The following is a 23,023-nucleotide window of genomic DNA, read 5'->3' as shown; positions in this document are numbered from 1 at the left end:
AGGAACAGAATATGAACTATCAAAGCTCCGCTCTTTTAATCTATTCCACTAAGCTTCTGTTAATTTTAATTTTTTGCGTATTCATCGCCTTTGCAGGCGTGACCGCCCCTGTCGGTTATCTATTAGCCATGGGTCTTATCATGCCCATTTCAATCTCTATGCGTCTTCACGGTCTTAATGAAAAGGGTCTGGTTGCACTACCAACAAAATTTTCCCAATGGACAATGTATGTACATGGGATCCCGGTAGAAGAAAAACGTTCCGTTTTGACGAATCCTTGTTTTGTCACCAAAGCCCACGCCAGAACCTTCTTCATCCGGGCTTATACATGCCGCCTGATTGTGCAGATCGTATTTTTGATATTTCTCGCTGGTCAAATATGGGAACCACTATTTTCATGGATGCTGCTTCTCGCTGTCATACCCGCTATCTGGATCCTGGTAAGCGCTGGCATCACGTTGTTACGCCTTCGGGATATATATAGAAACAACTGGAACATCGAGCATCTTGTATCCCCCAGTCAAAATGAGTATTTCCGGGCGGAATTCACTTCTGGTATGAAGAAAGTTTCAGCTTTAGAGGGCGTGCTCTCGCTGAATTGAGATATGCATTTGATAACCGCCTGTAATCCCCTGCTTTTCCTTTACAGGTAATATTTTAAAAATCATAGTAGCCCTCTGATTCTGAGCGAACCTTAGGGCATCAAATTATGAGCATCAAAGCAGGCACCCACGCCGCTTCTCTTGCCGCCGTGCTGGCTCGCCGTGACTGGGAAAATCCGGGTGTCACGCAGCTAAACCAACTCCCGGCACATCCGCCTTTTCATAGCTGGCGCGCAGCTGAAGATGCGCGGGATGACATCCCGTCCACATCGCTGCGCTCCCTGAATGGCCGCTGGCAGTTCAGCTATTTTGCCTGCCCGGAAGAGGTGCCGGAAAGCTGGCTACACGAGGATTTGGCCGACGCCGACGAGATCCCGGTGCCTGCCAACTGGCAAATGCTGGGGTACGACGCGCCAATTTACACCAACGTCACCTACCCGATTCCGGTCAATCCCCCTTTTGTGCCGCAGGAAAACCCAACCGGCTGCTACTCGCTCAATTTCAACGTTGATGACGCCTGGCTTGCCGAGGGGCAAACGCGTCTCGTATTCGACGGAGTGAACTCCGCGTTCCATCTGTGGTGTAACGGCCGCTGGGTAGGCTACGCCCAGGACAGCCGCCTGCCCTCTGAATTCGACCTCAGCCCAGTGCTGCAGCAAGGGGAAAACCGCATCGCGGTGATGGTACTGCGCTGGAGCGACGGCTCATACCTGGAAGATCAGGATATGTGGCGAATGAGCGGCATCTTCCGCGACGTGACGCTGCTGCATAAACCCCGTGCCCAAATCTGCGATTTCCACGTGACCACGCATCTTTTTGACAGCTTCACCCGCGCCGAACTGGAAACGCAGGTCATCGTCACTGGCGACCCGCAGGCCAATACCCAGGTTTGCGTCCGGCTCTGGCAGGCAAATCAGCTCATTGCTGAAACACAGCAGCCCATCGGCAGCGCCATTATCGACGAGCGCGGTACCTATTCTGACCGCACCACAGTTCGCATCGCGGTTGACCATCCGCGGCTGTGGAGCGCAGAAATGCCTGACCTCTATCGTGTGGTCGTGGAGCTGAAAGACAGGCACGGCGTGCTGATTGAGGCAGAAGCCTGCGATGTGGGCTTCCGTAAGGTTGAAATTGAAAACGGGCTGCTTAAGCTTAACGGCAAGCCGCTGCTGATCCGCGGTACCAATCGCCACGAGCATCATCAGAACCATGGCCAGGTGATGGACATCGACACCATGCGTCAGGATATCCTGTTGATGAAACAGCATAACTTTAACGCCGTGCGCTGCTCACATTATCCGAACCATCCGCTATGGTATCGCCTGTGCGACCGCTACGGCCTGTACGTCGTGGACGAAGCCAACATTGAAACCCACGGCATGGTGCCGATGAACCGCCTGAGCGCCGACCCCGTCTGGCTGCCAGCCATGACCGAACGCGTCACGCGTATGGTGCAGCGCGACCGCAACCACCCGTCGATCATCATCTGGTCATTGGGTAACGAATCCGGGCACGGTGCCAATCACGATGCGCTTTACAACTGGGTTAAATCCAGCGATCCAACCCGCCCGGTACAATACGAAGGCGGCGGTGCCGATTGCGCGGCGACCGATATCATCTGCCCGATGTACGCCCGCGTGGACCAGGATCAGCCGTTCCCTGCGGTAGAGAAGTGGTCGATAAAAAAATGGATTGGCCTGCCGGGTGAAACCCGCCCGCTCATCCTCTGCGAATACGCTCACGCGATGGGGAATAGTTTTGGCGGCTTCCACAAATACTGGGCCGCCTTCCGCCAGCATCCTAAATTACAGGGTGGTTTTGTCTGGGACTGGGTGGATCAGTCGCTGATAAAGCACGATGAAAATGGTCAGCCGTACAGCGCCTACGGCGGCGATTTTGGGGACAACCCTAACGACCGCCAGTTTTGCATGAATGGCCTGGTGTTTGCTGACCGGACGCCGCATCCGGCGCTTTATGAAGCACAGCGGGCGCAACAGTTTTTCCAGTTCGCTCTGTTGCGGGAAGCTTCGCTAAAAATTGAAATTACCAGTGAATATCTGTTCCGCCCGGTGGATAACGAGCGCCTGCTCTGGAAGGTAAAACAGAATGGCGTGGTGCTGGCGCGTGGCGAAGCGCTGCTGGAGATATCACCGCAGGGCAAGCAGACTATCGTTCTGGATGACCTACCGGAGACTGCCCGCAGCGGCGACCTCTGGCTAACGGTGCAGGTGCAACAAATCGAAGCGACCGAGTGGTCAACGGCGGGCCACATCTGCGCCTGGGATCAGTGGCAGCTGCCTGGTGTGCTGACGATGCCAGAGACGGTCGCTGGCGGTGACAGACCCGAGCTGCTCGCCACCGACCGCAGTTATGAAATTAGCCACCAACAGCATCGTTGGGTGTTCAGCCGCGAATCTGGCCTGCTGACGCAATGGTGTCAGCATGGCGAAGACACGCTGCTGTCTCCGCTGCAGGATCAGTTCACTCGCGCACCGCTGGATAACGATATCGGCGTCAGCGAAGCCACCCGCATCGACCCGAACGCCTGGGTGGAGCGCTGGAAAGCCGCCGGTCATTACGATCTGGAGCCAGCGCTGCTGAGTTTTGACGCCTTCGCCACGGACAGCGAAGTCCTGCTACGTTCCGTTCATCGCTGGCAGTACCGCAGCCAGACGCTGTTCATCAGCCGGAAAACTTACCGCATTGATGGCCAGGGAGTGCTGCATCTCGATGTTGACGTGGAGGTTGCGTACGGCACGCCCGCCCCGGCACGTATCGGACTGAGCTGTCAGCTGGCGGAGGTTCAGCCGGCCGTGAGCTGGCTGGGGCTGGGGCCACATGAGAACTACCCGGACCGCAAGCAGTCGGCATTATTCGATAAATGGCAGCTCCCGCTTGATGAAATGTACACCCCGTACGTATTTCCGTCGGAAAACGGCCTGCGCTGCGATACGCAGTCCCTCAGCTACGGCAGCAACGAATGGCGCGGTGATTTCCACTTCAATATCAGCCGTTACAGCCAGCGGCAGCTGAGGGAAACGTCACACCGTCACCGGTTAACACCGGAGGCGGGGAGCTGGCTGAACATTGATGGTTTTCACATGGGCGTCGGCGGCGATGACTCCTGGAGCCCGAGCGTCTCGCCGGAGTATCTGTTAGATAAACAGCGCTACCATTATGCGGTGAGCTGGGCAAAACGTTAAAACTGCCGGTGGATGACGCTGGCGCTTATCCACCCTACAAAATACCCAACCGTAGGCCGGATAAGCGCCAGCGTCATCCGGCAAAATCATTCCACCAATACCCAACCGTAGGCCGGATAAGCGCAGCGTCATCCGGCAAAATCATTACACCAATACCCAACCGTAGGCCGGATAAGCGCAGCGTCAGCCGGCAAAATCATTCCACCAATACCCAACCGTAGGCCGGATAAGCGCCAGCGTCATCCGGCAAAATCATTACACCAATACCCAACCGTAGGCCGGATAAGCGCAGCGTCAGCCGGCAAAATCATTCCACCAATACCCAACCGTAGGCCGGATAAGCGCAGCGTCATCCGGCAAAAATCATTCCACCAATACCCAACCGTAGGCCGGATAAGCGCCAGCGTCATCCGGCACAATTAATCCCCCCATGCCTCCTGCATCGCGTCCATTAACTGTGACAAAAGGGGCTGGGCGATCTGCCCTGGTTTTGAAAGGGTCACCATCGGGTGCGACAGGCCCGAATCACCCAGCTCCGTTTCTATACGTTCCACGCCGAGCCAGTTTTCCGCCTGAAAATGGATCGGCAGGAACGCCCAGCCGTCGCCGGCACCGAGCATTTTTTCCAGCATGGCGATTTCCGTCACCCGTATCGTCCGGTCAGCTATTTGCAGCCGCTGGGCCAGCCACGCAGGCATCGCCTGGAAGGGAATCAGCTGCGTGCTGGAGGCCAGCTGTAAAATGGAAACCGGCATCGCGGGGAAAAATCCTTCACCTGCATAAACCGCCAGCGAGATGCTGCCTGTTACCCGCCAGCGCAGGCTGTCGTTAATTGAACGGTTCATTGCCTGGAACATGCCGATATCGACAATCCCCTCCGCAAGCCACTGCTCTGCCTGACCGCGCTCGCACATGATCAGCTCCAGCTGGATCTGCTGGCTTTGCAGCAAGCGAGTTAAGCGGAAGAGAAAATCGCGGGGCGTAAAAGGATCGTAGCAAAGCGTGATGTGCGCACTCATCTGCTGGGGAATCTGCCGGGCTATCTGGGCGAAGGCCTGCGCCTCGTGCAAAAACAAGCGGGCCTGCCGGTAGAGTAACTGACCTGCGTCGGTCAATGTGAGCGGCCGCGTAGAACGGTCAAACAGCGGGTAGCCGAGATCAAGCTCCAGATAATCCACCAGCTCGCTGATCGTCGTGCGGTCTTTCTTCAGTTTACGCGCCGCCTGCGTCAGCGTGCCGCTTTCACAGACGCACGCAAAGGCTTCGATTTGCGCGAGGGTAAAGTTGAGCAGCGTCATCGCAGCCTCTTTTTAATGTTGATTCAGCGAGTCAGCTGAAAGCTCTCATCAAGCAGCCCGAGGATCTCCTCCTCCGGCACGTTATCGAGCAGGACGGTTACCCAGTGCTCTTTGTTCATATGGTAAGCGGGCAGTATTCCCGCCATCATCCGCAGAGAGCCAATCATCTCAGGTTGAACTTTGATGTTCATTGCCTCAACCAGCCCCTCTCCTTCCAGGCCAAGCTTTTGCGGTTCGATGCGGTAGATCAGCGCAAACCATTTACGTTTGAACTTATGCCGCAGCACCGCGTAATCGCTTAGCTTCTGCCAGGGGTAATCAGGCTCTACCTGATACTTTTCAAAAACGGCGGCAAAGAGATTTTCTCGTTTCACAGGCGGTTTTCCTACAGGCGTCATGCAGAAGATAGGGAAAGTTATCACATCGACTGCGAGGGTTTCGATTCTTAAGCAATAACAGCGACATCACGTAACGTAAAGCAGGTTTTGCGTTGCCGTTAATTTCCTGCCAGGATTCACCGCCGAAATTTGTCATGTCCGCGATACACCAAACTACAGGGCAGCCGATTTCGGGGGTTAATCATAAAGGCAAACAGGAACAACAATGAAAACAACGCATAAAACCGAGGCTGAGCACCGTGCCGCCAAAAGGCGCTGGCTTAACTCGCATGATTCCGGCTATCACAAGGCGATGGGGAATCGTCAGGTTCAGATGATCGCCATTGGCGGTGCCATCGGGACGGGGCTTTTTCTGGGGGCGGGCGCGCGTCTTCAGATGGCAGGCCCGGCGCTGGCGCTGGTCTATCTGGTCTGCGGTATCTTCTCCTTCTTCATTCTCCGCGCGCTGGGCGAACTGGTTTTGCATCGCCCTTCCAGCGGCAGCTTCGTCTCTTATGCACGTGAGTTTCTCGGTGAGAAAGCCTCCTACGTTGCGGGCTGGATGTACTTTGTCAACTGGGCGATGACGGGGATAGTCGATATCACCGCCGTGGCGCTTTATATGCATTACTGGGGGGCGTTTGGCGATGTGCCACAGTGGGTATTCGCGCTGGGGGCGCTGGCGATTGTTGGCACCATGAACATGATCGGCGTGAAGTGGTTCGCTGAAATGGAGTTCTGGTTCGCGCTGGTCAAGGTACTGGCGATTGTGGCCTTTCTGGTGGTGGGGACCGTGTTCCTCGGCAGCGGGAAAATGCTCGACGGCAACGCCACCGGCTTCCACCTGATAACCGATAACGGCGGCTTCTTCCCGCATGGTCTGCTGCCCGCGCTGGTGCTGGTGCAGGGCGTGGTCTTCGCCTTTGCCTCTATCGAACTGGTGGGGACAGCCGCAGGGGAATGCAAAGATCCGCAGAATATGGTGCCGAAGGCGATTAACAGCGTTATCTGGCGCATCGGCCTGTTTTACGTTGGCTCCGTCGTGCTGCTGGTGCTGCTGCTGCCCTGGAACGCTTACCAGGCGGGACAAAGCCCGTTCGTCACCTTCTTCTCGAAGCTGGGCGTACCTTATATCGGCGACGTGATGAATATGGTGGTGCTGAGCGCCGCGCTCTCCAGCCTGAACTCCGGCCTGTACTCCACCGGGCGCATCCTGCGCTCGATGTCGATGGGCGGTTCTGCGCCTAAGTTCATGTCGAAGATGAGCAAACAGCAAGTGCCGTATGCGGGCATTCTGGTGACGCTTGGGATCTACGTGATTGGCGTAGTGCTCAACTACTATGTGCCTTCTCAGGTGTTTGAGATCGTGCTGAACGTCGCTTCGCTGGGGATTATTGCTTCCTGGGCGTTTATCGTCGTCTGTCAGATGAAGCTGCGTCAGGCCATCAAACAGGGCAAAGCGGAAGAGGTGAGCTTTAAGCTGCCGGGTGCGCCGTTTACCTCATGGCTGACGCTGCTGTTCCTGCTGAGCGTGCTGGTACTGATGGCGTTTGACTATCCGAACGGCACCTGGACCATTGCCTCCATCCCGCTGATTGCCCTCATTCTGGTGCTGGGCTGGTTTGGCGCACGCAAGCGCGTCAATGAAATCGCAGGCCAGGTTCACGATCACCATGAGGAAACTCCGGCGGACACGCTGACGCCTGCGGACGATTTGAAAGGTTAATCCTCCCGTAGCGGGCATCGCTGGATGCCCGCATTTTTCTGCCCAGGCCCTTGTTTAACCATCACTACAGATTGAATTCAATCTCTCATCATTCCTCTTCGCCCAACCTTCTCCTAAAATAATTTGCTTCGTTTTTGAACACTTTTAATCTGCCTGATAAATCAAGGATGATTTATGCCCTGCCCTTTGCGCACCCGCCGTGCGTTTGCTTTGCCTGCCGTGCTACTCCCCCTGACGTTCACCGCGGCCCTCGCCGCGCCGGGCGACCAGCAGCTCATCCTGCAACAGGAGAGACAGCGCGCGCTGGAAGCAACGCTTGCGCCGGAAACGCCGGATGTCAGGCTTTCCCCCTCCCCGGCCTCTTCAGGGAAAATAGTCTTTCCGGTAGAGAAACCCTGCTTCGCCCTCAATGAGATAAAACTTACCCATGCTGAGGCACTGCCCCGCTGGCTCCCTCTGCAAAAAATCGCCGACCAGGCAAAGGGCCATTGTTCAGGCAGCTCGGGCATCAATATCCTGATGAGCGCGCTGCAAAATAGGCTGATCGATCACGGCTATGTCACCACGCGCGTCGTGGCACCGCAGCAGGATCTGACTAAGGGCACCCTCACCTTAGCCGTCATTCCCGGCAAAGTGCGCCACGTCATTCTGACGCAGGAAAGCGATCATTATGTGTCTCTCTACTCCGCTTTCCCGGCCCACGCGGGCGACCTGCTGGATCTTCGGGATATCGAGCAGGGGCTGGAAAACCTGCAAAGAGTGCCGACGGTGCAGGCGAGCATGGAGATCCTTCCCGGCGAAGAGGCAGGTGAAAGCGATATTGCGCTGAGCTGGCAGCAGTCGCGCATGTGGCGCGTTGGCCTCTCGCTCGATGACTCCGGTTCACGCAGCACGGGGCGCTATCAGGGCAGCGTCACCGCCTACGGCGACAATTTGCTGAGCCTGAGCGATACCCTTTATCTGTCAGCGGGAAGTTCGCTGTTCGCCGCGGACGGCAAAGGAACGCACAACTATACCGGCCAGTATTCCCTGCCCTTTTCCTACTGGACGGCAGCACTAACCGCCAGCAGCAATGATTATCACCAGACCGTTGCGGGGCTGAACGGCGATTATCGCTACAGCGGCAGCAGCAACAATCTCGATCTGCAGCTAAGCCGCCTGCTGCACCGCAACGGCAGTCAGAAAACGACGTTCACCTATGATGTCCTGACCCGCGACGCTAAAAACTACGTCGACGGTGAAGAGATAGACGTTCAGCGCCGTCAGACTTCCGCCTGGAAAATTGGCCTTCAGCACCGCCATTACATTGCGGCCGCCACGCTGGATGCCGGCATCAGCTACCAACGGGGCACCCGCTGGTTCGGGGCCGTGCCGGCTTCTGAAGAGTATTTCAACGAAGCCACGGCGCTAAGCAAAATTACCCAGATAAATGCCCAGCTCGATCTGCCGTTTGCGCTGCTGAATCAAAACTTTCGCTACAACGCCCAGTATCTGCGGCAAATCAGCAGCACGCCGCTCACCCCGCAGGACCAGTTCTCTCTCGGCGGCCGCTGGACGGTGAGAGGTTTCGACGGCGAAAGAACCCTGAACGCCGATCGCGGCTGGTACATCCGCAACGATCTGTCATGGCAAACGCCGCTGTCCAACCAGCAGCTCTATGTGGCAGCGGATTATGGTGAGGTGGGCGGCCACAGCAATGATTACCTCATCGGCCATCATCTGGCGGGTGGCGTAGCGGGGATCCGCGGCGGCCTGTGGGGAGCCAGTTACGATCTGTTCGCCGGGGTCCCGTTCTCAAAACCAGACGGCTTCATCACCGACCCGGTGACGCTGGGCTTTAACCTGAACTGGCAATACTAAGGATTCAAGGATGAATAAAAATCGCTATCGCGTCATCTATAACAAAGCGCGCGGCATGTTGATGGTGGTCGCAGATATCGCGGCGTCAGGCCGTGCAGCTTCATCATCTTCATCCTGCGTGGAACAGACGGCCCAGCGTACCTGTGCTTTGTCCAGGCTCAGCTTTAGCCTGCTGCTGGCACTGGGCTGCATCAGCGTGAACGCTCAGGCAGGTCTGGTTGCCGATAATACCGCCGCTAAAAATCAGCGACCTACTATCATCAACAGCGCAAACGGAACGCCGCAGGTCAACATCCAGACGCCGAACGGCAAAGGCGTTTCTCATAACAAATACAGCCAGTTTGATGTTAACCAGCGCGGCGTCATCCTCAATAACTCCCACAAGGCCGCGCAGAGCCAGCTGGGAGGCATGGTCACCGCCAATCCCTGGCTGGCAAAAGGTGAAGCGAAAATCATCTTAAGCGAGGTGAATTCCCGCAACCCCAGCCAGCTTAACGGCGCGATTGAAGTCGCCGGTCAAAGAGCCCAGGTTATTATCGCCAATCCTGCGGGCATCACCTGCGACGGCTGCGGTTTCATCAACGCCAGCCGCAGCACGCTGACCACCGGCCAGACGCAGCTCAGCAACGGTCAGGTAACAGGTTACGACGTACGCCTGGGTGAGATCGTTATTCAGGGCCGCGGCATGGATTCTACCGGCCAGGACAGCACCGATCTCATTGCCCGCACGGTCAAAGTCAACGCTGGGATCTGGGCCAATGAGCTGAATGTTACCGCAGGCCAGAACCTCGTCGCCGCCGATCACCAGGCCATGAAAAAACAAACGTCCGCCTCTCCCTCTCCGCCTGCGGTAGCGATAGATGTTTCCCAGCTTGGCGGCATGTACGCGCAGAAAATCCGTCTGATTGGCACCGAAAAAGGCGTTGGCGTGCGTAACGCCGGCTCGCTGGGCGCTTCGGCTGGCAGCGTGACGGTTACGGCTGACGGTCGAATTGAAAACAGCGGCTCGCTTTACGCAGCAGAAAATATGACGGTCAGCGCCACGGAGAATCTGGTGAACAGCGGCATTATTGCTGGTGGGAAACAGACGCAAATCAGCGCAAAAACCATTGATGCCAGCAAACAAAGCGTGTTTGCCGCGGGCGTAGACAGTACCGGTAAAAGCCAGAGTGCCGGAGAGTTAACCCTCAACAGCCAGGGGAGGCTAAACGCCCACGGGCAGAATATCGCTGCTGGCTCCCTGCGCATGCAGGGCGTATCGGTAGATATCAGCGACAGCCGGACGGCGGGCGGCAGTCTGGCAGTCTCTGCCAGCGAAAATATCAACACTTCACGGGCATCCGTCTCTGCCCAAAAAACGCTAAAACTCTCCACCGCCATACTGGATAACAACACGGGCATCATTCGTAGCGGCGAAATGCTGGAGATTGCCAGTGAGCGTCTGGATAACAGCAAAGGCCTGCTCTCGTCCGGTGCGGCCATGAAGGTCAGCGACACTAGCGCGGGGCAAGCTCTGAATATCAACAACCTGGGCGGCACGATGATCGCCGGGCAGTCTTTGGATCTTGTCGCCAGGTCTCTTACCGGCGACGGGCAGGTTCTGTCGCAGGGAGACATGTCGCTTGCGCTCAGTCAGGCTTTCCACAACCAGGGCGAGGTGATTGCCAACGGCACCCTGACCTTCTCTACCCCGCAAAGCTTGACCAACGACAATATTATCAAAGCCGGTGGCGTACTGAATCTGGATGCAGCCAGCCTGCTGAACAGCGCGGCGGCGGAAATCAGCGCCGGTGAGAACCATCTGCGCATCGCAGGCGCGCTGGCCAACCGGGGGCTGATTGACGGCGGGCTGACGCACATTGACTCCGTCAGCCTGCTCAATACCGGCACCGGACGAATTTATGGTGACCATATCGCCATCATCACCGGCACGCTCGATAACCTTGCCGAAGACGGAACGGCGGCAACAATTGCCTCACGCGAGCAGCTCGACATCGGCGCTGGCACCATTAACAACCTTGACCACGGGCTGATCTACAGCGGCGGAAGCTTAGCTATCGGCGGCGCACTTGACGAGAACCTCACCGCCACAGGCCAGACCGACAGGCTCAACAACCACAGTTCTACCGTTGAATCCGCCGGGGACATGTGGCTTAGCATCGGACAGATCAACAACATCAACGATAATCTGGTGACCCGAACGGTGGTGACCGAGCAATCAGCGCACCACGAAGGGGGACTTTCCGGTGCCACCCAGCGTTTTGACTGGGCGGACATCGACACATCCAGCAAGAACAAGTACGGCGTACATAAAGCGAAAATGCCGGACGGCACCAGCGGAAATACCTTCTACGAGTACAAATACGACCGCACGGTAACCGAAACCCAGGTGGTGGAAACCGACCCGGGGCAGATTATCGCCGGCGGCAGCATGACCATTAAAAGCCGCGAGCTGAACAACCACGACAGCCGTATTGTCGCGGGTGGGTTACTTTCTGCGGCAATCAGCACCCTGAACAATGTCGCCACCATGGGCGAGCAGATCACGACGGATGTCGGCAAACAGACCCGCTGGTATGCAAGGAAAAAGCACAGCATCACCGGCACGAAAACCTCCCAGGGCACGAAAAAAAGCAATTACCAACCGGCCCCGGTCGTGCGCACTATCGACCTCAAAACGATGGCCTGTCAGGGAAACGTCGATATCACCAGCAGCGGAACCACGATCGCCCGCAGGGATACCAGCTCTCTGTCTCAGGGACTTCCAACGATGGACGGCATGACCACCTCCACTCCCGAGCTGCGCCTGCCCGACGGCAGCCTGTTCCGCAGGCATCCTGAAAATACCGCCACGTACCTGATAGAAACCGACCCGCGATTTACGGATCGGAAAAAATGGCTCAGCTCTGACTACATGATGCAGGCGTTTATCGCCGACCCGAACAACATCCAGAAACGGCTCGGCGACGGCTATTACGAGCAGCGGCTGATCCGCGAACAGGTCATCGCCCTGACCGGGCAGCGCTACCTCGGCGAGACCCGCAGCGACGAAGAGCAGTACAAGATGCTGATGAACAACGGCATTGAGATCGGACAAAAATGGGGCCTGAAGCCCGGCGTGGCGCTGACCGCCGAACAGATGAGCCAGCTCACCACCGACATCGTGTGGATGGTGAACCAGACCGTGCTGCTCCCGGACAGCAGCCGCCAGCAGGTGCTGGTGCCGCAGGTCTACGCGAAGGGGGTGCCGGGCGACCTGGACGGCAGTGGCGCCCTGCTCGCGGGCAGGCAGGTGGGGCTGGCGGTCGGCGGGGATCTGACCAACAGCGGCACCATTGCCGGGCGCGACGTTACGCAGCTCACCGCGGAGAACCTGTTCAACAGCGGCCTGATTAGCGGCGGCCAGGTAAACCTGCAGGCACGGAACGACATCACCAACACCGGCGGCACGCTGTGGGCCGCAGACGCGCTAACGGCCTACGCCGGGCGGGACTTCACCAGCAGCAGCACCCTGCGCGGCGCGGATGCGGAGCGCCACATTGACCGGGTGGCGGGCATTTACGTGCAGAACGACGACGGCCAGCTGGGCCTGCAGGCCGGGAACGACATGAACCTGACCGCCACCGACATCGGCAGCGCGGGCAGCGGCAGCCTGACGCAGATCCTCGCCGGTCACGATCTCACGATGGGCACGCTGACCATCACCCATAGCGAATCCGGCTCGTGGGGCAAAGGCACCGACCGCACCCTGACGCAGAGTACGGACGTCGGCACGCAGATAAGCGCCGGCGATATTCAGCTGCAGGCCGGACATGACGTGAGCGCCCGCGCGGCAACGGTCAACGCCCGCAGCGATCTTCTGGTCGTCGCAGGCAACGATATCAGCATCCGCGAGGGGGACGCCGCCTTCCATCTGACCGAGAACAGCCGCCAGACGGCGAAAGGCGCGCTGTCGAAAAAAACCACCCTCACCCACGACGAAATAAGCAGCCGTACCGCCGTGGGCAGCGACTTTGGCGGCGACACGGTGCGGATGCAGGCGGGACATGACCTGACCGTCCAGGGCAGCAGCGTTGCCGGCACCGGTGATCTGAGCCTGGCGGCCGGAAACAGTCTCGCCATTCTCGACGCGCAGGAGTCCCGCCAGGAGGACCATCAGCGCCAGGTGAAAAAGACCGGCCTGTCCGGCACCGGCGGCATCGGCGTGAGCTACGGCAAAAAAGACGTTAAAACCACCGACGCCGGCAGCACCCTGACCAGCGCGGGCAGCACCGTCGGCAGCATTAACGGCAGCGTGGACCTCACCGCCGGAAATACCCTGACGGTAAAAGGCTCCGACGTGCTGGCGGGCCGGGACATCAATCTCACGGGCAAAGCGGTGAACATCCTCGCCGCGGACAGCCAGAGCAGCCAGACCCATAAGGTGGAGCAGAAGCAGAGCGGCCTCACCCTCGCCCTCTCCGGCACCGTCGGCAGCGCCATCAGCACCGCCGTCAGCAGCGCCAACACCGCCGGTAACGAAGACAGCGGCAGGCTCGCCGCCCTCAACGGCGTCAAAGCGGCGCTCTCCGGCGTGCAGGCTTATCAGGGTACGCAGCTGAGCCAGGCGCAGGGCGGTAACCCTGAGAGCATGATTGGGGTGAACCTGTCTTACGGCAGCCAGTCGTCCACCTCCGAACAGACCCAGACCAACCGCTATTCACAGGGCAGCACCGTGCAGGCGGGCAAAAACCTCAGCGTCAGCGCCACCGGCACCGACGTCCACGTTCAGGGTAGTCAGCTGCAGGCCGGGAACGACCTGACGCTCGGCGCGAAGCGCGACGTGCTGCTGGACTCCGGCGTCAACACCAGCAGGCTCGACGGCAAAAACGAGAGCCACGGCGGCGCGGTGGGCGTGGGTATTAACTTCGGCCAGGGCAGCAACGGCCTTACCGTTAACGCCAGCGGCAACAAAAGCAGGGGCAACGAGCGCGGCAACGGCACCACCCACTCGGAGACCACGCTGGACGCGGGCAGCGGCGTCAGCATCGTCAGCGGGCGCGACACCGCGCTGACCGGGGCGCAGGTCAGCGGCAGCCGGGTGACGATGGACGTGGGCCGCAGCCTTGTTCTGACCAGCGAGCAGGACAGCGACAGCTACGATTCGAAGCAGACCCGCGCCAGCGGCGGCATCAGCGGCAGCATGAGCGGCGGTTCCGCTTCGGTGAACCTGGCGCGGGACAAGATGCACAGCACCTGGGTCTCGGTTATCGAGCAGACCGGCATCTTTGCCGGGAAAGGTGGCTTTGATATCACGGTGGGTGAACACACGCAGCTGAACGGGGCCGTGATTGGCTCAACGGGCAGCGCAGAGAAGAACCGCCTCGACACCGGCACGCTGGGCTTCGGGGATATCAACAACCACGCCGAGTATAAGGTGGAGCACCTGAGCATCGGAGCCAGCACCGGCGGCAGCATCGCGGACCAGTTCACCGGCAACATGGCCAACAGCCTGCTGGTCGGCGTTAACGGCAGCGACAGCGCGGACTCGACGACCCGCTCGGCGGTGAGTAACGGCACGATAACCATCCGGGACAAGGACAGCCAGACCCAGGACGTCGCCAGCCTGAGCCGCGACGTGGCGCACGCCAACCAGACGCTCTCCCCTATTTTTGATAAGGAAAAAGAGCAGAGGCGCCTGCAGGAAGCGCAGCTGATTGGGGAAATCGGGAGTCAGGCCGCTGACATCGCGCGGACGCAGGGTGATATTAACGGACTGGAAAAAGCGAAAGAAAAACATCCTGAGCTAAGCGCCGACGAGCTGAGAAAAACGGATGTCTACAAAACTGAAATGCAGAAGTATGGCACCGGCAGCGCCATCCAGCAGGGGATACAGGCGGCCACGGCTGCGGTACAGGGGCTGGCAGGCGGCGACATAGCCGGGGCTCTCGCCAACGGTGCCGCCCCGTATATCACCAAAGTGATTGCCGACAGCGTTGACGACCCGGCTGCCAGAACGATGGCCCACGCCGTCGTGAACGCCGCCCTCGCCGCGGCCTAGGAAAACAGCCCCCTGGTGAGTGCAGCAGGTGCTGCAACCGGGGAACTGGTCGGACTGATAGCGCTGAATGCTTACGGAAAACCGGTCAGTGAACTGAGCGAAACGGAGAAGCAAACCGTGTCGGCCCTTGCTACCCTTGCAGCAGGCCTGGCGGGCGGTTTAACCGGAGACAGCACGGCGGATGTGGTAGCCGGGGCGCAGACCGGGAAAACGGTGGTTGAACAAAATGCCCTGAGTCTGCCCGGCGGTATGATGAACAGTGTTCAGGCTTCGTCTTCATTAGGCCTGTTTATGGCGCAGAACGGCGCTACTGCCACAGAAATAGCGCAGGCACAAAGCGATCTTGCGAAAGGACTGGGAACAGGTGCACCTCAACCGGCCAGTGAACTGGTGAAATCCTGGGCGTTACTGATGAGTACCGCTGCTACGATGGGGACGGGTTCCGTAGTCGATGCGGGAGCGGTGGCAACGGGCGGTACTATCGGTGGTGCGGCTAATGTGAGTACGCAGCTTACGGTGAATGGTGACAAACCCTTTAGTTATACTGATGCGTTGATCGCGATAGGAACAGGGGCGTTAACGCAGGGCAAAGGTCCATTGCTTACGGAAGGAGTCAGCATTGGTGGTGCTTATATTGGCAGCACAATCAAAGGTGAAGATCCGACTAATGCGATGATCGGGGCTGGAGTGGGTACGGCTGCAGGGTCTGTTGCCGGTAAGATTACTGAGAAAGTATCTTCAGAAATTGGCGGGGCTGTTGTTGGTTCTCTAACATCAGAAGTCGCTGGCGGAAAAGTAACGGACCAGTTAGATAAAAGGAAGAAAGATAATGAAAATAAATAAAACCGGTTTTTATTATTTTCTTTTTCTATGTATATATTGGCCATTTGTTATATTTATTACCGTTTTCTTAGTGAGTTTGGGTATAGCAATAATATTTTACTTACAAGACGGTAAGTTTTTCTTCAGTTGGAAAAAAGAAGCTTTTTATTCTGTGAAATATGGTTTAAGTGGCGGTCTTCCTCTAGGTGCAGGAATCTGGTTTATGTCCTGGATGAAGGCACGCAAAGATAAGCAATCACTCCCCAAGGAGTAACCAAAGATCCCAACCATTTCTGGTTGGGATCTTTTGCCTGTCAGCCGTCAACTCCACTTCCCGACAGACGGCCGTTTAGCCATGATCATCTCAATAAAATCAGTGATCTGCCGCTGCTTGCGGATCGGGAGCTTACAGACCTTCTTCAGCGTCTGCATAATCTCCGGCTCTGGCGGCGGTGCGGGTAATGGTTCCTGAGCGGTGAGCACCAGGCAACCGGGCATGACGCGGATCTTCAGCGGCGTCCCGGTCGCAAACCCCGCATCATTTAGCCAGTTCCCCTTAAGCGTGATGGAAGTGGCAGGTTCATGCGTTTTCCAGTCCCGAATGTAACCCACGGTATAACGGCGATTTTTTAACTCTGGTACTTCAGTTGTGACGACTTCTGACTTAGAATCGTTCTCAGCCATGATTAACTCCTTCATAGTTAATGGTGGTCAGCGGTGGTAATGGGCGGCAACCCGTTATCACTGCGCACATTATTCCCCTTTCATTCTTGATGACCACCTTTCCGTTTCGTACTTAATGATCATCCCTTCTATCAACTGCTTAACAATGTACTGCTGTTCTGCCGTCATCTCTGAAACTGCTCTGAACTGAAGAAGCAGGTCGTTCTCCGGCAGACGTTCACTCTCATCAAAAATTAATGAATCTGCTGTCACCCGTAGCGCTTGCGCTATTCTCTTCAAAGCCTCCAGTGATGGCGTCGCTAGTCCGATTTCGTATCGTCTGATTTGATTGAGATTTACGCCTGAAGACAAGGCCATCATCTTTCGGGTGAGTCCTTTATGCTTACGGATCTTGTAAAGACGCGCAGAGAGGTCCATATAATTCCTTCGTCTGTATAACTGATTATTTCATGTTACGAAGGACACAGTTTTGTCTCAACAGGTATAAAAAGATTATGCGTAACAGTGCACAATATATTTATATCGTTTTCATTCAGTTTCATTCTTACGGCTGCTGATAAAAATATTTAGGTTACCATTCCATGTAAATTCGATACGAATTACTGAAAAAGACAACAGATAATGCATTCAAAGCTTCAGTAATTATTAAATCATAAGTTTACAGAGGCTAACATTAATCTTTAATTTATCAGGAATAGTACTGATGTTATTCTATTGGTCCTGACATTTACGTATATTCCATCACTCTGTTCTTAAATATTATTGAGTAAATCAAGGATGATTTATGAAACTTATCCCTTCTACGACGGCCAGCTGGGCATGCAGGCCGGGAACGACCTGACGCTCGGCGCGAAGCGCGACGTGCTGCTGGACTCCGGCGTCAACACCAGCAGGCTCGACGGCAAAAACGAGAGCCACGGCGGCGCGGTGGGCGTGGGTATTAACTTCGGCCAGGGCAGCAACGGCCTTACCGTTAACGCCAGCGGCAACAAAAGCAGGGGCAACGAGCGCGGCAACGGCACCACCCACTCGGAGACCACGCTGGACGCGGGCAGCGGCGTCAGCATCGTCAGCGGGCGCGACACCGCGCTGACCGGGGCGCAGGTCAGCGGCAGCCGGGTGACGATGGACGTGGGCCGCAGCCTTGTTCTGACCAGCGAGCAGGACAGCGACAGCTACGATTCGAAGCAGACCAGCGCCAGCGGCGGCATCAGCGGCAGTATGAGTGGCGGCTCCGCCTCGGTGAACCTGGCGCTGGACAAGATGCACAGCACCTGGGACTCGGTTATCGAGCAGACCGGCATCTTTGCGGGTAACGGCGGCTTTGATATCACGGTGGGTGAACACACGCAGCTGAACGGGGCCGTGATTGGCTCAACGGGCAGCGCGGAGAAGAACCGCCTCGACACCGGCACGCTGGGCTTCGGGGATATCAACAACCACGCGGAGTATAAGGTGGAGCACCTGAGCATCGGAGCCAGCACCGGCGGCAGCATTGCGGACCAGTTCACCGGCAACATGGCCAACAGCCTGCTGGTTGGCGTTAACGGCAGCGACAGCGCGGACTCGACGACCCGCTCGGCGGTGAGTAACGGCACGATAACCATCCGGGACAAGGACAGCCAGCCCCAGGACGTCGCCAGCCTGAGCCGCGACGTGGAGCACGCCAACCAGACGCTCTCCCCTATCTTTGACAAGGAAAAAGAGCAGAGGCGCCTGCAGGAAGCGCAGCTGATTGGGGAAATCGGGAGCCAGGCCGCTGACATCGCGCGGACGCAGGGTGATATCAACGGGCTGGAAAAGGCGAAAGAAAAACATCCTGAACTCAGCGCCGACGAGCTGAGAAAAACGGATGTCTACAAAGCTGAAATGCAGAAGTATGGCACCGGCAGCGCCATCCAGCAGGGGATACAGGCGGCCACGGCTGCGGTACAGGGGCTGGTCGGGGGCGATATAGCCGGAGCACTCGCCAACGGTGCCGCCCCGTATATAACCAAAGTGATTGCCGACAGCGTTGACGACCCGGCTGCCAGAACGATGGCCCACGCCGTCGTGAACGCCGCCCTCGCCGCGGCCCAGGAAAACAGCCCCCTGGTGGGTGCAGCAGGTGCTGCAACCGGGGAACTGGTCGGACTGATAGCGCTGAATGCTTACGGAAAGCCGGTCAGTGAACTGAGCGAAACGGAGAAGCAAACCGTCTCAGCTCTTGCTACACTGGCAGCCGGTCTTGCGGGCGGACTGGCCGGAAACAGCACAGCCGATGCCGTTGCCGGGGCGCAGACCGGGAAGACGGTGGTTGAGAATAACCTGTTTGGCGGAAATGAAGAGTCACAAGCGGCATGGATACGTCAGCATGGAGCAGATATGGCGAGTTGTTCCGATAATCCGGCCGGATCAGCGTGCCAAAAAGCGAAAAATGAAAGTGATGCTGTAGGTCTGGCGCTTGCGGGGGGCGGAGTTGCTTTACTGCCAGGAAGTGCTCAGGCTATGTGGGCACTTGGCGCTGGAGCAAATGCCGGTATTAGTTATCTTGCAGATGGCACGATAGATCCGGCAAACGCTGCGATTGGTGGCTGGGTGAATGTTATAAGTATGGGCAATGGGTTGGCAGGTACTGTCGGCTGGAATGCAGCCGGTGGAGCATTTGGTAATTGGATAGACGATAAGGATCCACTTTCTGGCGCGCTCATCAATGGTGCTGGATCGGGTGTCGGCTATGGCATTGGTAAAGGGTTCTCATGGGGAGTAAATGCTGGGGCAAACTGGTGGAAAGGTGGATGGGACCCGAAATATAATCCGACTCTGCAACAGTATACTGAGATTAAGGGCGATTTTGGTATTTCAAAAGAAGTAATACCGAGTAACATTCCTGGCAGTTTTGGCGACATAGGAGCATCTTTCTCTTCCGAGTATGGCGGAAAAAAACTCGAACCAATCATTGAGGATAAAATGAAATGAAACCTTTCAATGAGAGAGTATCAAGCCTGCTGATTCTTTTTATCGCCTGTACGCTGGGGGTTGTGATTAGTTTCCTGTGTATAGCCTTGTCTATAGACGTTTTAGTTTGGATGCTAACAGGATCTTTCGATTTGACAAAAGCCGATATTCTGAAAACTATTAAAATTGCTTGTGTAATTGGCAGTTTCACTGGCGCTATTTTTGTTATTGCCAGGCTATTTAAATTAAAAGGATTTTAGAATGAAGACAAGATAAAAAATTCATTCACAGAGTAGGAACTGTAGTTGAAAATAACTTCCTGAGCGTGTCGGATAAGACGGAGCTTGAGCTGGCGAAGCTTAAACTCAACAGTAAAGATCCGGTTGAACGTGAGAAAGCGCAGCAGGCAGTGAACGAGCTGCGTGAAAAAGATATCGCCAGTGACCAGAAGGTCATTGATGCCTGTGGTAACGGAAATGCCGGAAGTGCGGCGTGTGCCGGAGCAAGGCTGGAAGTTATCGCGGCCAAAGGTGAATACGAGACCACCGGCAACTACAACTCAAAAGCCAGTCAGCAGTATGCGGATGCCTACGGTCAGATAACAAATCTGCTGAATATCACCAGTGTTGATGCACAGAATCAGCAGCAGGTGAAGGATGCACTAACGCAGTATGCAATGGATGTGTTGGGTGTTGATCGACAGACAGCTCAGGCGTACAAATAAACCCAATGGATAATCTGGTTATTGATGTTGGTTACGAAGGCTCTGATTATAAGAACGGTGACGGTGATACCTTCGCTATCAATGGATTCAACGTAGGCATCGGCTATCGTTTCTGAGTGAGCTTATGCTGCTGGAGCGGCTTCTCCGCTCCAGCTAAATAATGCCGTCTCGCTTCTCGCAAGGTATCCACTTCAGCGGCCAGAAAATAATCCAGGTTATTAACTGGCGTTATAGTGCTTTTAGTCTAACACCTCAGCAATATTTCAAATAATTAAACACTCCCACTGTCAAAATCCCTCCCCGCAATCCGCTTAACTACATTTTTTTAAGCCAATTAAGGTGGGCATTTAACTAAAGGACTATTCTTATACAGTCCGCTGCGTCAGATAAAAGCGCAGCTCCCGTTGGGCTTTCTTCGCTATCACAAAAACGTGGAGTTCGATATGACCGACCGTAACTTTGATGATACCAGCACTTATGAAACCGAAATTATTCCGGCACGAGGAGCATTACTGAAGCGTATTTCCTGGAGCGCTATTTTTGCCGGTGTGGTTATTTCCATGGTGATTTATCTACTTCTCATGGTGTTAGGAACCGCCGTGGGTGCAACAACAATCGATCCTCTGAAAGAGCAAAACCCCCTTGACGGGGTGGCGACCGGAGCGGCTATCTGGACCGGTATCAGCATGCTGATTGCTATCGCCGCAGGAGGTTATCTCAGCGGCTATCTGGCCCACCGTGATGGATGCCTGCATGGCGTAATGATGTTTGGCGTCAACACACTAATCTGCAGCGCTTTTTTACTCGCTATGGCGAACTATGCCGTCACCGGCGCAGCTAATGTGCTGGGGGCAGGCGTACAAACGCTGGGGAATGGTCTTTCGGCCGCGGCCCCTTCGGTTGCCAATATGGCCAAAGAGAAGCTCGACGAAAATAACATCAACCTTGATGATTTCCAGAACCAGCTGCTGACAACGCTAAGGCAAACGGGCAAGCCTGAACTCCAGCCGGAAGCATTGCAACAACAGGCGGCTAACGAGGGGCAAAGAGCAGAAGATCGGCTGGGCCAGGGGGAAGACATCACTGCTTTCGTGAAAGGCCTGGTGTCCCGCAACAGCAATACCTTTGAAGCCGCGGATAAAGAAGCGCTTAAAAATATTATTGTTGCCCGCACCGGCAAAACTGATGCTGAAGCTCAGCAACTAGTTGACCAAGCCGAGAAAAACTATCAGGCAGCACGGGCGAAATATGAAGAGCTGAAAAAACAGGCCGAGCAAAAGGCGCGTGAAGCAGGGGAAAAAGCGGCCTCGGCAACGGCGAAAGCCAGCTGGTTCACCTTCTTCATGCTGATCATCGAGGCTGTTCTGGCAGGCGCCATGGGGATGCTGGGCTTTCGTGGCTACTCGCGCAGGGTCGTGAGCCATCAAAGACCTTTACGATAAGCCGCCGGGCCGTACCAGGATTTATCTTAAAACAGTGAGATTATCCGACGAATAATGCAGCATCGACTATAAGTAATGGACTTTTTAGCAGGCAAAGCAACGAATGTTTTGCCTGCTTTTAGCCTCGGCCTTGACCGATAATTTCCCGTCAACCCTGAATTGTATTTAACTTTTGAGGATCGTTTTGCATGACTGATATTTCAGTGAACAGTTTTGTTCATACTATTCCTGCGCAGTTTTTATCAGACTCTGCGTTGGTCAATGCAGTAAAAGAAAAATTGCTGGCCGAGAAAGGTTTTGCCACCCTTCGTGACGTGCGGATGATAATGACGAAGCAGATGGAAAGCGAAACGAATGTCATTCTGGTCGATATTTATCGGCAAACCCTGACATTTTTATTGAGCACCAGCGAGATAAATTCCTGATAAGCGTAACGTAAGGGGAATATATCTTTCAAAGCCCGGGTAACTATTCTGACTTGTAAGCCCGGGTTGCTGTTAAAATATTGCTGACTATGCCGTGTGGCAATACATCGTATATCCCTGCTCCTGCCAGTGATCCAGCTGTTCCTGCTGACGGAGTGACAACACCTGTCCTGCCCATACAAAAATGTGCTGCCCGGGAAAAAGCTCTGGGCGCGGTGAGTCCAGCGGTTCAGCAAGGACATCAATGTGCCAGCCACGCCTGGACAGACGCCAGGCCTCAAGCCACAGACGGGTACGATCTTCAGTGCCCCACCCAATCAGCAGCGCCTCGCGCCCACTTTTTTTAAGCGATTCGCCCAGACACAACGCCGCATAGTTAATCAGCGCCCCGTCCAGCAGGCTGCCCATTGCGCGCGCTGTATTCTGCTCCAGACAAAGCCGCTGGCGTACCGGAACAAAGACGTGGTCGATAAGGTCGTCCGCTGGATAATCACGCCCCAGAGTCGCAATGGCGGCGCGTAATCTCGCGGGACGCACCTGGCGCAGGATGCCCATCATCTCTTCCTGAAGCGATGTCCAGTTGTCATCAGAGTGGTTCTTTTTCTCTTCCAGCAGCGCTTTGACTTTACTGACCGGCACGCCGCTCTGCATCCAGCGTTTTATCTCTTCGATACGCTGGACGTCCTCCTCGTCAAATTGACGATGGCCGCCTTCACTGCGCTGCGGCTTCAGTAAACCATAGCGTCGCTGCCAGGCACGCAGCGTAACGGGGTTAATCCCGCATCGTTCGGCAACGTCGCCGATACTGTAATAGGCCATAAATCTCCCCACGCTGACCTGATACGTCGATCCCTAAACTAACCATTCTCACCAGGTTGTACAA

The 23,023-nt window shown here is 56.0% G+C and carries 15 protein-coding genes and 3 pseudogenes; 13 read left to right on the top strand and 5 right to left on the bottom strand.

Features of this window, described 5'->3' with window-relative positions:
- Positions 1-11 precede the first annotated feature (11 nt).
- Both HYQ67_RS10440 and HYQ67_RS10435 read left to right on the top strand, forming a co-directional pair.
- Positions 12-602 (top strand): hypothetical protein, encoded by a 591-nt coding sequence (locus HYQ67_RS10440; RefSeq protein ID WP_202303624.1) that lies wholly within the window; start codon positions 12-14, stop codon positions 600-602.
- A gap of 107 nt (positions 603-709) precedes the next feature.
- Positions 710-3,805, top strand: a complete 3,096-nt coding sequence (locus HYQ67_RS10435; RefSeq protein WP_202303623.1) for a beta-galactosidase — start codon at positions 710-712, stop codon at positions 3,803-3,805.
- Positions 3,806-4,224: 419 nt separating this feature from the next.
- On the opposite strand, the gene HYQ67_RS10430 is transcribed toward HYQ67_RS10435, so the two are convergent.
- Both HYQ67_RS10430 and HYQ67_RS10425 read right to left on the bottom strand, forming a co-directional pair.
- Positions 4,225-5,103 carry a LysR family transcriptional regulator gene (locus HYQ67_RS10430; protein WP_202303622.1) on the bottom strand — a complete coding sequence of 293 codons (879 nt, stop codon included), beginning with the start codon at positions 5,101-5,103 and terminating at the stop codon, positions 4,225-4,227.
- 23 nt (positions 5,104-5,126) lie between these two features.
- Positions 5,127-5,477 carry an MmcQ/YjbR family DNA-binding protein gene (locus HYQ67_RS10425; protein WP_202303621.1) on the bottom strand — a complete coding sequence of 117 codons (351 nt, stop codon included), beginning with the start codon at positions 5,475-5,477 and terminating at the stop codon, positions 5,127-5,129.
- Positions 5,478-5,706: 229 nt separating this feature from the next.
- On the opposite strand from HYQ67_RS10425, the gene ansP reads away from it, so the two are divergent.
- The 5 genes from ansP (at position 5,707) to HYQ67_RS10405 (ending at position 16,202) form a co-directional block, all read left to right on the top strand.
- Entirely contained in the window at positions 5,707-7,206 is a 1,500-nt protein-coding gene (ansP, locus tag HYQ67_RS10420) for an L-asparagine permease (RefSeq protein WP_202303620.1), read from the top strand.
- 174 nt (positions 7,207-7,380) lie between these two features.
- The gene (locus tag HYQ67_RS10415; protein WP_202303619.1) at positions 7,381-9,066 is read left to right on the top strand and encodes a ShlB/FhaC/HecB family hemolysin secretion/activation protein; all 1,686 of its coding nucleotides are present in this window, start codon (positions 7,381-7,383) and stop codon (positions 9,064-9,066) included.
- Between the two features lie 10 nt (positions 9,067-9,076).
- Positions 9,077-15,106 (top strand): two-partner secretion domain-containing protein, encoded by a 6,030-nt coding sequence (locus tag HYQ67_RS10410; protein WP_237391186.1) that lies wholly within the window; start codon positions 9,077-9,079, stop codon positions 15,104-15,106.
- Between the two features lie 15 nt (positions 15,107-15,121).
- Positions 15,122-15,949, top strand: coding sequence for a VENN motif pre-toxin domain-containing protein (locus tag HYQ67_RS23990; protein WP_348519209.1), 828 nt, complete (start codon positions 15,122-15,124; stop codon positions 15,947-15,949).
- Positions 15,936-16,202 carry a hypothetical protein gene (locus HYQ67_RS10405; RefSeq protein ID WP_202303618.1) on the top strand — a complete coding sequence of 89 codons (267 nt, stop codon included), beginning with the start codon at positions 15,936-15,938 and terminating at the stop codon, positions 16,200-16,202. The genes HYQ67_RS23990 and HYQ67_RS10405 overlap by 14 nt, the downstream gene beginning before the upstream one ends.
- 47 nt (positions 16,203-16,249) lie before the next feature.
- Here the strand turns inward: HYQ67_RS10405 and HYQ67_RS10400 are convergent, their stop codons facing one another.
- On the bottom strand, positions 16,250-16,612 hold the full coding sequence (locus tag HYQ67_RS10400) for a SymE family type I addiction module toxin (protein WP_202303617.1): 363 nt from the start codon (positions 16,610-16,612) through the stop codon (positions 16,250-16,252).
- Between the two features lie 69 nt (positions 16,613-16,681).
- Positions 16,682-17,029: a helix-turn-helix domain-containing protein gene (locus HYQ67_RS10395; protein ID WP_202303616.1), complete on the bottom strand. Its 348-nt coding sequence runs from the start codon at positions 17,027-17,029 to the stop codon at positions 16,682-16,684.
- A gap of 402 nt (positions 17,030-17,431) precedes the next feature.
- Between HYQ67_RS10395 and HYQ67_RS10390 the strand changes: the two are divergent.
- The 6 genes and pseudogenes from HYQ67_RS10390 to HYQ67_RS10365 form a co-directional block, all read left to right on the top strand.
- Positions 17,432-19,570 (top strand): annotated as a pseudogene (locus tag HYQ67_RS10390) (hemagglutinin repeat-containing protein); the annotation flags it as partial.
- Positions 19,567-19,809, top strand: coding sequence for a hypothetical protein (locus HYQ67_RS10385; RefSeq protein ID WP_202303614.1), 243 nt, complete (start codon positions 19,567-19,569; stop codon positions 19,807-19,809). The pseudogene HYQ67_RS10390 and the gene HYQ67_RS10385, both read left to right, overlap by 4 nt.
- Positions 19,810-19,853: 44 nt before the next feature.
- Positions 19,854-20,267: pseudogene (locus HYQ67_RS10380) on the top strand (DUF6862 domain-containing protein); the annotation flags it as partial.
- Positions 20,258-20,389, top strand: a pseudogene (locus HYQ67_RS10375) (Ail/Lom family outer membrane beta-barrel protein); the annotation flags it as partial. The pseudogenes HYQ67_RS10380 and HYQ67_RS10375, both read left to right, overlap by 10 nt.
- Before the next feature lie 327 nt (positions 20,390-20,716).
- Complete coding sequence (locus HYQ67_RS10370) at positions 20,717-21,715, top strand: hypothetical protein (RefSeq protein ID WP_237391184.1); 999 nt, start codon at positions 20,717-20,719, stop codon at positions 21,713-21,715.
- A gap of 188 nt (positions 21,716-21,903) precedes the next feature.
- Positions 21,904-22,140 (top strand): biofilm development regulator YmgB/AriR family protein, encoded by a 237-nt coding sequence (locus HYQ67_RS10365; RefSeq protein ID WP_202303612.1) that lies wholly within the window; start codon positions 21,904-21,906, stop codon positions 22,138-22,140.
- An 87-nt stretch (positions 22,141-22,227) separates the two neighbouring features.
- Here HYQ67_RS10365 and HYQ67_RS10360 read toward each other — a convergent pair whose 3' ends face one another.
- Positions 22,228-22,959 (bottom strand): MerR family transcriptional regulator, encoded by a 732-nt coding sequence (locus tag HYQ67_RS10360; RefSeq protein ID WP_202303611.1) that lies wholly within the window; start codon positions 22,957-22,959, stop codon positions 22,228-22,230.
- Positions 22,960-23,023: the final 64 nt, after the last annotated feature.

This window comes from Dryocola clanedunensis subsp. sulfonylureivorans, assembly GCF_016756775.1.
GTDB classification, from domain to species: domain Bacteria; phylum Pseudomonadota; class Gammaproteobacteria; order Enterobacterales; family Enterobacteriaceae; genus Dryocola; species Dryocola clanedunensis.
The sequence above is the reverse complement of the archived record's forward strand: the minus strand, read 5'-3'. Positions and strand labels throughout refer to the sequence as shown.